The organism is Kosakonia sp. H02, from assembly GCA_030704225.1.
In the GTDB taxonomy this organism is placed as follows: Bacteria; Pseudomonadota; Gammaproteobacteria; order Enterobacterales; family Enterobacteriaceae; genus Kosakonia.
The window spans coordinates 3,024,434-3,036,213 of the sequence record CP131915.1; the positions used below are offsets into that span (position 1 = coordinate 3,024,434).

Below are 11,780 nucleotides of genomic sequence, written 5' to 3' on the forward strand. Positions count from 1 at the left end.
GACAGGAATGAAAGTTACGCTGCCAGAGTTTAAACAAGCCGGTGTGATGGTAGTGGGCGATGTGATGCTGGATCGTTACTGGTACGGGCCAACCAGCCGCATCTCCCCGGAAGCGCCGGTGCCGGTCGTCAAAGTCGATACGATTGAAGAGCGCCCGGGCGGCGCGGCGAACGTGGCGATGAACATTGCTTCACTGGGCGCATCTGCGCGTCTGGTCGGCCTGACGGGCATTGACGATGCGGCACGCGCGCTGAGCAAAGCGCTGGCGGATGTTAACGTTAATTGTGACTTCGTTTCTGTTCCCACTCACCCGACCATCACCAAGCTGCGCGTGCTGTCACGCAACCAACAGCTGATCCGCCTGGACTTTGAAGAAGGTTTTGAAGGCGTTGATCCGCAGCCGCTGCATGAGCGCATTAATCAGGCGCTGGGATCGATTGGCGCGCTGGTGCTCTCTGATTACGCCAAAGGCGCGCTGAACAGCGTGCAGCAGATGATTGCGCTGGCGCGCAAAGCGGGCGTACCGGTGCTTATCGACCCGAAAGGCACTGACTTTGAACGCTATCGCGGCGCAACGCTGCTGACGCCGAACTTGTCCGAATTCGAAGCCGTGGCCGGGAAATGCAAAAGCGAAGAGGAAATCGTTGAGCGCGGCATGAAAGTGATCGCCGATTACGAACTCTCTGCGCTGCTGGTGACCCGCTCCGAACAAGGTATGACGCTGCTGCAACCGGGCAAAGCGCCGCTGCATATGCCAACGCAGGCGCAGGAAGTCTATGACGTGACCGGCGCGGGCGATACGGTGATTGGCGTGCTGGCGGCGACGCTGGCGGCGGGCAATTCGCTGGAAGAAGCCTGTTACTTCGCCAACGCGGCCGCGGGCGTGGTGGTCGGTAAACTCGGGACCTCTACCGTGTCGCCGATCGAGCTGGAAAACGCCGTGCGTGGTCGTTCTGAAACCGGCTTCGGTGTGATGACCGAAGAAGCGCTAAAAGTGGCCGTTGCCGCCGCGCGTAAACGTGGTGAAAAAGTGGTGATGACCAACGGCGTGTTCGACATTCTGCATGCCGGGCACGTTTCCTACCTGGCGAATGCGCGTAAGCTCGGCGATCGTCTGATTGTGGCGGTGAACAGCGACGCGTCGACCAAACGCCTGAAAGGTGAAACCCGCCCGGTGAATCCGCTGGAGCAACGCATGATTGTGCTGAGCGCGCTGGAAGCGGTGGATTGGGTGGTGTCGTTTGAAGAAGATACGCCGCAGCGCCTGATTGCCGGTATTCTGCCGGACTTGCTGGTGAAAGGCGGCGATTATAAGCCAGAACAGATTGCGGGCAGCGAAGAGGTCTGGGCTAACGGCGGCGAAGTGCTGGTGCTCAACTTTGAAGATGGCTGTTCAACCACCAACATCATCAAAAAGATCCAGAAAGATAGCCACTAAAACACAACGGGCCTTGCGGCCCGTTTTCATTATGGCTGTTCGTCAACCGGCGGAATGGCCGGTGCGGGTTTCACTTCATCCACAGTTGCTGGCGCGGGGTTAACATTCGCCGCCGCAGGGCTGCGGTTTTCCAGTTCGTTCAGGCGCTGTTCAAGTAACGCCAGTTTTTCGCGGGTGCGCAGCAGCACTTGCGTCTGCACATCAAACTCTTCACGGCTGACCAAATCGAGGCGGGTTAACTGCGCCTGCAAGGCCTGGCGAATTTTCTTCTCGACGTCTTCACCAAGCTCACGGATCCCTTTCGGCATGGATTCGTGAACCTGTCGCGCAATCTGTTCAATTTTCTTCGGATCAATCATTTTGGGTTCCCTGCTCGGATGGGCTCAGCTAATTATTGTAGTGTGATAAATCCTGGTGATAAACCAGAATTGTTTGAAGCTTACGCATTGCCGACAGTTATCAATGGCGTTATAGTTACGGCGCTTATTCTCAGGGCGGGGCGAAATTCCCCACCGGCGGTAAATCAGCGAACGCTGAAAGCCCGCGAGCGCTTCAGAGTCCACCTCTGAAGGTCAGCAGATCCGGTGTAATTCCGGGGCCGACGGTTAAAGTCCGGATGGGAGAGAGTAACGAATCTGTCGGGCAATAGTGCCCGCTCGCGTTATTTTTTTGTTGCTTCGCGACACTCCTAAGACTGCCCTGATTCTGGTAACCATAACTTTATTGAGGTCTTTTACCATGAATCAGACGCTGCTTTCTTCTTTTGGCACGCCTTTCCAACGTGTAGAACACGCGCTCGCCGCTTTGCGCGAAGGCCGTGGTGTGATGGTGCTCGATGACGAGGACCGTGAAAACGAAGGCGATATGATTTTCGCTGCCGAAACCATGACAGTTGAGCAAATGGCGCTGACCATTCGCCACGGGAGCGGGATTGTGTGCCTGTGCCTGACTGACGAACGTCGTAAACAGCTCGACCTGCCGATGATGGTGGAAAACAACACCAGCGCTTACGGCACCGGTTTTACTGTCACCATCGAAGCGGCACACGGCGTCACCACCGGCGTTTCCGCCGCTGACCGCCTGACCACCGTTCGTGCAGCTATTGCCGACGGCGCTAAACCGTCCGATCTGAACCGTCCTGGCCACGTTTTCCCGCTGCGTGCGCAGCAGGGCGGCGTGCTGACCCGTGGCGGTCATACCGAAGCGACGATTGATTTGGTCACCCTGGCAGGGTTTAAACCGGTCGGTGTGCTGTGCGAATTAACCAATGACGATGGATCCATGGCGCGCGCGCCAGAGTGCATTGCGTTTGCTAAGCAGCACAACATGGCGGTTGTGACGATCGAAGACCTGGTGGCATACCGCCAGGAGCACGAGCGCAAAGCCAGCTAACGCTTCTCGTTAAGAACACAAAATCCGATGCCTTTGGCGTCGGATTTTTTTTATCTGTGCCAGGTCAAAGTTTGTTGCGCTTCCCGGATCCACACATTGATATTCCTTCCTGCTACTTATAAAGTGGTAGGCGCTGCGGCGCAGACTGGTTGCCGCTAACTCATTCAATTTGCGAAGATTTCTATCCGGAGGCAATGTGTTCATTTCATGGTATTGGCTTCTGGCGGCAGTATTGCTGGTTGCCGGGTATATCCACGGCCTCAGACGCAGCTACAAAGCGTGCCGCCACGACAGAGAAGCAATCTATAAAGGCTATCAACGCGTGCAGGAAGAGTTGAATAAACGCCAGCGCGTTGGGCAGAAGGAGTAAAGCGCGGCTGCTTTACAGCCGCGTTTGTTAACCGCCGAAGCCCATCGCCTGGAGCGCGACCAGACTTAAGCCCATCACTGACATACCGCACAGCACGCCGTAGCTGGGGTTGTTATGCGGATCGATCTCTTTTGCCAGCGGCATTAATTCATCGACCGACAGCGCCACCATAATGCCTGCGACAGCCGCCATAATCGCCGCCATCACCACCGGTGAAACCAGGCTGCCCAGAATTAACCACGCCAGCACACCGCCAAGAATTTCTGCCAGCCCGGAAACGCCAGCCCACAATACGGCGCTGCGCCTGGATCCGGTGGCGGCATACACCGGCCCGGCGACAGCAAGTCCTTCAGGAATATTGTGCAAGGCCACGGCGAAGGCAATACCGAAGCCGAGTTCCAGATCGTTGCTGGCGGTGACATAGGTGGCGATCCCTTCCGGGAAATTATGCAGGCTGATGCCGAGCGTCAGCAGGATCGCCGTACGGCGAATGCCGCGCGGAAAGGTGCGCTGCGTTCCCTGCATCAAATCCTGAGCATGGGCGTGCGGCAGCATACGATCCAGCGCGAAGTAGCCCAGTAATCCCACAACAAACATGCCGTAACCCAACATCGGCGACATATTCTCTGTTGCCAGTGCGGCGGGCAGCATCTCCATCAATGAGATAAGCAGCATGATCCCGGCGGCAAAGCCGAGCGAAAACGCCAGTACGCGGTTTGAAGGTTTCTGGCCGATGACGCCCAGAATCGCGCCGATAAACGTGGCGGCACCCGCCAGGATGGTCAGAATCAAGGGTACTGACATGCATCGCTCCTGTATGATAATCATTCTCATTAATGTAAGTTTTTACCGCTTTAAAAGCGAGACAGTAACAAGATTTTTACGTATTCCTTACATTCAAAATTCCTGATGATCTTCATCATGGTTATCAGCGTTCTTCGCCTGGAGAAACAGCGTAACCTGTTTTTAGCAAATTGACACATTTCGTAAGGATTTCCCCATGCCTGCACCGCGTATGCCAGCACTGTTTTTGGGCCATGGCAGCCCAATGAATGTCCTGGAAGATAATGTTTATACCCGCGCCTGGCGCGAGTTGGGCGAGACGCTGCCGCGCCCGAAAGCGATTGTGGTGGTCTCTGCGCACTGGTTTACCCGTGGCACGGGCGTAACGGCAATGGAAGCACCGCAGACCATCCATGATTTCGGTGGATTTCCGCAGGCGTTGTACGACACCCATTACCCGGCACCGGGTTCGCCCGCACTGGCGCAGCGCCTGGTTGAACTGCTGGCGCCGGTTCCGGTCACGCTCGATAAAGAAGCCTGGGGTTTTGACCACGGCTCCTGGGGCGTGCTGATTAAGATGTACCCGAACGCTGATATCCCGATGGTGCAGCTCAGTATCGACAGCGGTAAACCGGCGGCCTGGCATCTTGAAATGGGGCGCAAACTGGCGTCGCTGCGTGATGAAGGGGTGATGCTAGTCGCCAGCGGTAATGTGGTGCACAACCTGCGTACGGCGCGCTGGCATGGCGATAACACGCCCTATCCGTGGGCGGCCTCTTTCAATGATTTCGTTAAGCAGAATCTCACCTGGCAGGGGCCGGATGAGCTACATCCGCTGGTTAATTACCTCGACCACGAAGGCGGTTCGCTCTCTAATCCAACGGCGGAACACTTCCTGCCGCTGCTCTATGTGCTTGGCGCGTGGGATGGTAAAGAGCCGGTGTCAATTCCGGTTGATGGCATCGAAATGGGATCGATAAGTATGCTCTCGGTACAGATTGGTTAACGCTATGGCGCACACGATGCGCCATTTTTTATGGAAATAGAAAACCGGGAGGGAGATCTCAAAAAAATAGGTCTGAAATGGCGTTTTTTTGAAAATAAAAAGAGCTTCGCTGCAAAAATGAAACGCCGTGCTGAATTTAGCTACTTTTTGTGAACATCATCGTCGCGCAAACGCTCGCGAGTGACTACTCTTCTCTTGTCTTGTTCTCAGACATGCCCATAACAACTATCCGCTGTTAAGCCACGAGCGTTCTGCTCGCGGTTGGTCTTATTTTGCTAAAAATTAAACCTCTGGAGACCCGGAAATATGAACTCAGCAAAATCCTTACTGAAAGTCTGTATTAGTTCCGCTCTGCTGTTTATTTCCCACGCCACTCTCGCCCAAACGTTTCGCGCCGCGGATGTTCACCCCGCCGACTATCCCAATGTTGTGGCCGTAAAACATATGGGGGAGAAGTTAAGTCAGGCAACGGATGGACGCCTCGAAATTAAAACCTTTCCCGGCGGCGTATTAGGTGATGAGAAGCAAGTCATTGAGCAGGCGCAAATTGGCGCTATCGATATTATCCGCGTCTCGATGACGCCTGTGGCGGCAATATTGCCCGAAATCGATGTCTTTACGCTGCCCTATATTTTCCGCGACGAAGATCACATGCACAAAGTGCTGGACGGCATGATTGGTCAGGAGATCGGTAACCGCCTGTCTGAAAGCAGCAAATCGCGGCTGATTTTTCTCGGCTGGATGGATGCCGGCACGCGTAACCTGATAACCAAAGCGCCGGTAACGAAAGCGGAAGATCTGAAGGGCATGAAAATCCGTGTCCAGGGCAGCCCAATTGCGCTGGATACCCTGAAAGCGATGGGCGCTAACTCGGTAGCGATGGGCGTCAGCGAAGTGTTCAGCGGTATGCAGACCGGCGTCATTGACGGCACGGAAAATAACCCGCCGACATTTGTTGCGCATAACTATTTGCCGGTGGTGAAGAACTACACCTGGAGCAAACACTTTATTATTCCCGAGCTGTTTTTATTCTCGAAAGCGAAATGGGACAAGCTGAAAAAAGAGGATCAGGAACTGATCCTGAAACTGGCGAAAGAGGCGCAGGTTGAGCAGCGAGAACTGTGGAAAGCCTACAATGAAAAATCGCTGGCGACGATGAAAGCGGGTGGCGTGCAGTTCCACGATATCGACACCAAAGTCTTTTATGAGGCCACGCAATCGGTTCGCGATAAATACGGTAAAGAGCACCAGGACTTGATTAAACGTATTCAGGACGTGCAATAACCTGGCCGGGCAGGTTTTCCTGCCCCTTTGCTACTTTTACCGGGAAAACTGCTATGGCAGAACGCTATTCGTCGTTGATGGATATTCTGTACAGAATATCGATGTGGATTGCCGGTCTGGCGCTGTTAGTGATGGTGGCGATTATTCCCGTGGGGATTTTCGCCCGTTATGTCATGAACAGCGCCTTATCCTGGCCGGAACCGGTCGCCATTATTTGCATGGTGACGTTTACCTTTATTGGTGCCGCCGTGAGCTACCGCGCCGGTTCTCATATTGCGGTCAGCATGGTGACGGACCGTTTAAGCGAGCCGCTTCGTAAAATCTGTTTCGTGTTGGCGGATCTGATGCTGATGGCAATCAGCGTGTTTATCCTCTGGTACAGCGCTGTGCTGTGCGCCGAATTGTGGGAGCAGCCGGTTGCAGAGTTCCCATTCTTCACTGCCGGGGAGAGCTATTTGCCGCTGCCGATCGGTTCAGCCATCACCATCTTGTTCATTATCGAAAAAATGATTTTTGGCGCGCAATACCACCGCCCGGTGGTGATGCTGGGCTCGTCGAGCTGATTCCAGTAAGGAACCTCTATGGATGCATTTATTCTGGTCTTTACGTTAGCCATTATGCTGGCGGTAGGTGTGCCGGTTGCTTACGCGGTGGGTATCAGCGCGGTGCTGGGCGCGTGGTATATCGATATTCCGCTGGAAGCGGTGATGATTCAATTGACCAATGGCGTTAATAAATTCTCGTTGTTGGCGATCCCGTTTTTTATTCTCGCCGGGGCGATTATGGCCGAGGGCGGCATTGCCCGCAGGCTGGTTAACTTCGCCTATATCTTTGTCGGCTTTATTCGCGGTGGCCTGTCGCTGGTTAATATTGTTGCCTCAACTTTTTTTGGCGCGATTTCGGGATCGTCGGTGGCTGATACCGCCTCGATCGGTTCGGTGATGATCCCGGAGATGGACAAAAAAGGTTACCCGCGCGATTTCGCCGCTGCGGTCACCGCCAGCGGTTCGGTGCAGGCGATCCTGACGCCACCGAGCCATAACTCGGTGATCTACTCGCTGGCGACCGGCGGTACGGTGTCGATCGCGGCGCTGTTTATCGCCGGGATCCTGCCAGGATTGCTGCTCAGTTTCTCGCTGATGGTGATGTGCGTGGCATTTGCCCATAAGCGCGGTTACCCGAAAGGCGAGCGCGTGCCGTTTCGCCAGGCGCTGAAAATTTTCGCCGATACGCTGTGGGGATTGATGACCGTGGTGATCATCATGGGCGGCATCCTCTCCGGTATTTTCACCGCCACGGAATCGGCAGCAATCGCCTGTCTGTGGGCCTTTTTCGTCACCATGTTTATCTATCGTGATTACAAATGGTCGGAACTGCCGAAGCTGATGTACCGCACGGTGAAAACGGTGACCATCGTGATGATCCTGATTGGTTTTGCCGCCGCGTTCGGGGCCGTGATGACCTATATGCAGTTGCCTTCACGCATCACAGAGGCGTTCACCAGCCTTTCGGATAACAAATACGTTATTTTGATGTGCATTAACATCATGCTGCTGTTGCTCGGCACGCTGATGGATATGGCTCCGCTTATCTTGATCCTGACGCCGGTGCTGCTGCCGGTGACCAATGCGCTGGGCATAGATCCGGTGCATTTCGGCATGATTATGCTGGTGAATCTGGGGATTGGGTTGATCACGCCGCCCGTGGGATCGGTGCTGTTTGTTGCCAGTGCGGTCAGTAAGCAGAAGATCGAGCAGGTGGTAAAAGCGATGCTGCCGTTTTACGCGATCCTGTTTGTGGTGCTGATACTGGTGACCTATATTCCAGCGATCTCGCTGTTTTTGCCGAAGCTGTTTGGCGTGCTTTGAGGAGAGTTGCTGGCTGGCGACTGCACCTCATCCGGCCAGGAAAAAGAGAAAACCCGGCGCTAATTTTGGCCGGGTTTTGTTTTATTCAACAAAGACGTGCGGGTAGAAGCGGGAGAGATCTTGCGTTATCAGCGCCCGGTCTTCGCGAATGCCGATCCCGGCAGGCTGATCGTTGATGAGCCAACTGCCAATCAACGTGTAGCTGTCGCCGAATTTCGGCAGCGGGCAGAACTGCTGCACAATCATCCCCTCTTCACCGTATGGCCCTTCGACGGCTTCAACGGTTTTACCGTTCTCAATGATCGACACGTTCGCGCCTTCATGGGAGAAAATCGGTTTCACCACGTATTTTTCCATCGCCGGATGGTCATCTTCGGCAAAATAAGCGGGAAGCAAATTCGGGTGATCCGGGAACATTTTCCATAGCATTGGCAGCAGCGCTTTGTTGGAGATAATGCTCTTCCAGGCTGGCTCCAGCCAGCGAACACCGGCATCTTCCAGTTTGGTTGAGAACATCTCACGCAGCATGTATTCCCACGGATAAAGCTTGAACAGATTACTAATGACCTGATCCTGCATATCCGTAAACTGGCCTTTTTCCCCCAGACCGATGTCTTCGATATAGAGAAATTCAGAAGCTAGTTCGCCTTCCGCTGCGCAATCTTGCAGATACTGCACGGTTCCACGATCTTCGACCGTGTCGCGACAGCAGGTGAAATGCAGCAACTGGAAGCCGTGCTGCTCGCGCAGTTCGGCGAAGCGCTCAATCAGCTTCTCTTGCAGGCTGTTGAACTGATCGCTGCCCTGCGGCAGGTTGCCGGCGTTGAGCTGATCTTCCAGCCAGATCCACTGAAAGAAAGCGGCTTCATACAGCGAGGTGGGCGTATCGGCGTTATTTTCCAGAAGTTTAGGTTCACCCACGCCATCCCAGGCGAGATCGAGGCGTGAATAAAGCGAAGGTTGGTGCGTGGCCCATGACTGGCGGACAAAATTCCAGGTATGTTTCGGAATGCGAAACTTCGCCATTAACTCATCGCTGGCGACCACTTTCTCAACCACTTGCAGGCACATCTGGTGCAGTTCGGCGGTAACGTCTTCCAGCTTTTCAACCTGTGCGAGCGTCAGCTTGTAATATGCGTCTTCACACCAGTAAGGCTCGCCGTACATGGTGTGAAAATTGAAACCATACTCCGTGGCTTTTTCGCGCCAGTCCGGGCGCTCGGTAATGCTGATTCTTTCCATGGAAATTAGCCACCCATCGAGCGGGTAGTGGTGCCGGTCGCGCGGCGCTGCATGCTGGTCTGCTTCGCCACAGATTCACCAAAGCCGCCACGCGTCACTGTCGTCGTGGTCGCCGGTTTAGGTGCCATGGCGGTTTTCGGTACTGTGGCCGTACGGCCAGGTTGCGCTGCGCCGTAGCCTTTGCCGGAAGCATCGGTGTACTGGCCGTAAGCGGGGCTTGCCGGGTTACGCGAGGTAAACAGCGGCTGCTGCGCAAAGCCCGCGCCGCCGCCCATCAAACGGCCCATCATGTAACCTGCCATCAGCGGCATCCAGAAACTGCCGCCGGACTGCGCCTGAGCCTGGTTTTCCGGCGCTACGCCCGCTTGCGCAGGGGCTTGCTGGCACTGGCCTTCGCCAAACTCGGCCACGCAATCTTCGCGCGAGGCGTATTTCGGCGCGGTACGTTCCGCTTCTTTCAGGGCGTTGTTGTAGGCGGCGCTACACTCCGCGCTTTTGCCCGGATTCGCCGATGAACAATCGTCGGCGTTCTGGTACATGGAAACTGTTTCGTCGTTTTGTTCGCAACCTGCCAGCATAAACACGGCGGTAACGGCCAGCGCGACAGGTGTCAGGTGACGCGCGCTCCAGCTTTTGCGGAACGTCGCATGTTTAATATTTTTTGTCCGTTTCATTTTTATCTTCCTGGACCCCAAAGGCATGAATAGACGATCAGGATAGAGGATGGGTGGTTGAAATTAAAGCGAGGAGAGAAGGCCTTTACGTTGCCTTACGTAAAAACGGGGGCTGGATGCCCCCGTTGCAGATAAGTACAGATTAACGCGTTACGCTGGTGCGTTCTGCGGCAGGCTGCGCGCTGGCGCTGAAGTTATCAACGTTCGCTTGCTGCTGCGGGTTTTCGGGTGCCACGTTTTCCGGCGCGGTAGAGATGGATTTGCCCAGCGCGCTGTTCAGCGCCAGCAGATCCTGCTCGTTAAGCGTACCTAACGCTTGCTTGATATTTAACTGATTAATCAGGTAGTTATAACGCGCGCTGGAGAGCTGTTGTTTCGCGTTGTACAGCGTGGTCGTCGCATCCAGCACATCAACAATGGTACGCGTACCGACGGAGTAACCCGCTTCCATCGCATCCAGTGAGCTTTGCGCAGACACTACGGCCTGTTTGTAAGCATTGATGCTGCTGATCGACGCGTTCACGTTATTAAAGGAAGAACGGACGTTTTGTACTACGCTGCGGTGCGCGCTTTCCAGCTGTTCGCTCGCGCCAACAAAGTTGAACTGCGCCTGTTTCACCTGCGAGTTGACCTGACCACCCTGATACAGCGGCAGAGAGAAGCTCAGGCCAACTTGATTCTGACCGACGTCGGAATCGCCAAATTGTGAGTTATTACGTGTTCTTGAACCGCTATAGGAGGTGTTCGACACACCGGTAGACGCGGTTAAGTCCAGTGTTGGCAGATGACCATCCTGAGCCTGGCGAATTTGCTCGCGCGCCAGATCCTGGTTCAGACGCGCCTGCAACAGTGTCAGGTTGCGGCTTTCCGCTTCCTTCAGCAGGCTATTTACCGGCTGCGGTTTATCGGTTTTGAAGCTGTCGACGTTCAGGGATGACAGCTCCGGGTAGTAATTACCGGTCACCTGGCGCAGGGATTCCACTGCATTGTCCAGCGCGTTACGTGCCGTGACTTCATTTGCCAGCACGGTATCGTATTGCGAACGGGCATTCTGTACGTCAGTAATGGCAACCAGACCCACGTTAAAACGCTGCGTGGTTTGATCCAACTGGCGATAAATCGACTGTTTCTGTGCTTCGGTGTAGGAGAGCGTATCAATGGCGCTCAACACGTTGAAGTAGGCGGTCGCCGTGTTCAGCATCAACGTTTGCTGGTCGGTCTGCCAGGTCACATCCTGAATACCAGCCGATTTTTCCTGCAATGTCAGTGCACGCCATTTCGACATATCAAAAATAGTTTGCGTCAATTGCAGGGAACCACTGGTCACGTTTGAGTCCACGCCCTGGCTATCACGAAAGCCGTTGGTATAGGTGTAATCTGCCCCCAAACCGAGCTGCGGCAGTAACGGGCTGCGCGCTTCATTGATCTTTTCGAAAGCGGCATCGCGGTCGGCGGCGGATTTACGCAGATCGGGGTTGCTTAAACGCGCCTGCTGATAAACCTGTAACAGATTTTCTGCCTGGCTCATAGCACTGAAACCTGTCAGGCTCAGTCCGATAAGGAGGGGGAGCAATTTCTTCATTTGCATTCCTTGTTGTGAAGCAGTATTAGCGCTGGTCTAAATTGGAAAAAATAATCGCAGATTCTACCAGAAGTACGCGCCGCTAAAGCTTGGCGTTACGTGCCATCGGCATAAATTTGCATCAATCTATCACATAGAGCT

Annotated in this window: 12 protein-coding genes and 1 riboswitch; of the genes, 7 read left to right on the forward strand and 5 right to left on the reverse strand. The window is 54.5% G+C overall.

Annotated elements, in window-relative coordinates:
• Nucleotides 1-7: 7 nt before the first annotated feature.
• Nucleotides 8-1,438, forward strand: a complete 1,431-nt coding sequence (gene hldE / locus Q5705_14230) for a bifunctional D-glycero-beta-D-manno-heptose-7-phosphate kinase/D-glycero-beta-D-manno-heptose 1-phosphate adenylyltransferase HldE (GenBank protein WLI75743.1) — start codon at nt 8-10, stop codon at nt 1,436-1,438.
• A 29-nt stretch (nt 1,439-1,467) separates the two neighbouring features.
• Here the strand turns inward: hldE and ubiK are convergent, their stop codons facing one another.
• Nucleotides 1,468-1,797, reverse strand: coding sequence for a ubiquinone biosynthesis accessory factor UbiK (gene ubiK, locus Q5705_14235; GenBank protein ID WLI75744.1), 330 nt, complete (start codon nt 1,795-1,797; stop codon nt 1,468-1,470).
• 122 nt (nt 1,798-1,919) lie between these two features.
• A riboswitch (FMN riboswitch) is annotated at nt 1,920-2,070 on the forward strand.
• A gap of 106 nt (nt 2,071-2,176) precedes the next feature.
• Between ubiK and ribB the strand changes: the two genes are divergently transcribed.
• Both ribB and Q5705_14245 read left to right on the forward strand, forming a co-directional pair.
• A complete protein-coding gene (gene ribB / locus Q5705_14240) occupies nt 2,177-2,830 on the forward strand; it encodes a 3,4-dihydroxy-2-butanone-4-phosphate synthase (protein ID WLI75745.1) in 654 nt (217 codons plus the stop codon).
• 196 nt (nt 2,831-3,026) lie between these two features.
• On the forward strand, nt 3,027-3,200 hold the full coding sequence (locus Q5705_14245) for a hypothetical protein (protein WLI75746.1): 174 nt from the start codon (nt 3,027-3,029) through the stop codon (nt 3,198-3,200).
• Between the two features lie 27 nt (nt 3,201-3,227).
• Here the strand turns inward: Q5705_14245 and zupT are convergent, their stop codons facing one another.
• Nucleotides 3,228-4,004 (reverse strand): zinc transporter ZupT, encoded by a 777-nt coding sequence (gene zupT, locus Q5705_14250; GenBank protein WLI75747.1) that lies wholly within the window; start codon nt 4,002-4,004, stop codon nt 3,228-3,230.
• A 196-nt stretch (nt 4,005-4,200) separates the two neighbouring features.
• Between zupT and ygiD the strand changes: the two genes are divergently transcribed.
• The 4 genes from ygiD to Q5705_14270 all read left to right on the forward strand — a co-directional run bounded on the left by ygiD (nt 4,201) and on the right by Q5705_14270 (nt 8,141).
• Nucleotides 4,201-4,989, forward strand: coding sequence for a 4,5-DOPA dioxygenase extradiol (gene ygiD / locus Q5705_14255; protein ID WLI75748.1), 789 nt, complete (start codon nt 4,201-4,203; stop codon nt 4,987-4,989).
• A 306-nt stretch (nt 4,990-5,295) separates the two neighbouring features.
• Entirely contained in the window at nt 5,296-6,273 is a 978-nt protein-coding gene (locus Q5705_14260; GenBank protein ID WLI75749.1) for a TRAP transporter substrate-binding protein, read from the forward strand.
• Nucleotides 6,274-6,326: 53 nt separating this feature from the next.
• The gene (locus Q5705_14265; protein ID WLI75750.1) at nt 6,327-6,836 is read left to right on the forward strand and encodes a TRAP transporter small permease; all 510 of its coding nucleotides are present in this window, start codon (nt 6,327-6,329) and stop codon (nt 6,834-6,836) included.
• Between the two features lie 18 nt (nt 6,837-6,854).
• Nucleotides 6,855-8,141: a TRAP transporter large permease gene (locus Q5705_14270; GenBank protein WLI75751.1), complete on the forward strand. Its 1,287-nt coding sequence runs from the start codon at nt 6,855-6,857 to the stop codon at nt 8,139-8,141.
• A gap of 81 nt (nt 8,142-8,222) precedes the next feature.
• Here Q5705_14270 and Q5705_14275 read toward each other — a convergent pair whose 3' ends face one another.
• From Q5705_14275 to tolC, 3 genes are all read right to left on the reverse strand, one after another.
• Complete coding sequence (locus Q5705_14275) at nt 8,223-9,383, reverse strand: glutathionylspermidine synthase family protein (GenBank protein ID WLI75752.1); 1,161 nt, start codon at nt 9,381-9,383, stop codon at nt 8,223-8,225.
• A 5-nt stretch (nt 9,384-9,388) separates the two neighbouring features.
• On the reverse strand, nt 9,389-10,057 hold the full coding sequence (locus Q5705_14280) for a DUF1190 family protein (GenBank protein WLI75753.1): 669 nt from the start codon (nt 10,055-10,057) through the stop codon (nt 9,389-9,391).
• Nucleotides 10,058-10,199: 142 nt separating this feature from the next.
• Nucleotides 10,200-11,639: an outer membrane channel protein TolC gene (gene tolC, locus Q5705_14285; GenBank protein ID WLI75754.1), complete on the reverse strand. Its 1,440-nt coding sequence runs from the start codon at nt 11,637-11,639 to the stop codon at nt 10,200-10,202.
• Between the last annotated feature and the right edge of the window lie 141 nt (nt 11,640-11,780).

What these genes read in the sequence shown, in the direction of transcription:
- hldE (WLI75743.1), top strand. Translation starts at nt 8, where the DNA reads ATGAAAGTTACGCTGCCAGAGTTTAAACAAGCCGGTGTGATGGTAGTG.
- ubiK (WLI75744.1), bottom strand. Translation starts at nt 1,797, where the DNA reads ATGATTGATCCGAAGAAAATTGAACAGATTGCGCGACAGGTTCACGAA.
- ribB (WLI75745.1), top strand. Translation starts at nt 2,177, where the DNA reads ATGAATCAGACGCTGCTTTCTTCTTTTGGCACGCCTTTCCAACGTGTA.
- zupT (WLI75747.1), bottom strand. Translation starts at nt 4,004, where the DNA reads ATGTCAGTACCCTTGATTCTGACCATCCTGGCGGGTGCCGCCACGTTT.
- ygiD (WLI75748.1), top strand. Translation starts at nt 4,201, where the DNA reads ATGCCTGCACCGCGTATGCCAGCACTGTTTTTGGGCCATGGCAGCCCA.
- Q5705_14260 (WLI75749.1), top strand. Translation starts at nt 5,296, where the DNA reads ATGAACTCAGCAAAATCCTTACTGAAAGTCTGTATTAGTTCCGCTCTG.
- Q5705_14265 (WLI75750.1), top strand. Translation starts at nt 6,327, where the DNA reads ATGGCAGAACGCTATTCGTCGTTGATGGATATTCTGTACAGAATATCG.
- Q5705_14270 (WLI75751.1), top strand. Translation starts at nt 6,855, where the DNA reads ATGGATGCATTTATTCTGGTCTTTACGTTAGCCATTATGCTGGCGGTA.
- Q5705_14275 (WLI75752.1), bottom strand. Translation starts at nt 9,383, where the DNA reads ATGGAAAGAATCAGCATTACCGAGCGCCCGGACTGGCGCGAAAAAGCC.
- Q5705_14280 (WLI75753.1), bottom strand. Translation starts at nt 10,057, where the DNA reads ATGAAACGGACAAAAAATATTAAACATGCGACGTTCCGCAAAAGCTGG.
- tolC (WLI75754.1), bottom strand. Translation starts at nt 11,639, where the DNA reads ATGAAGAAATTGCTCCCCCTCCTTATCGGACTGAGCCTGACAGGTTTC.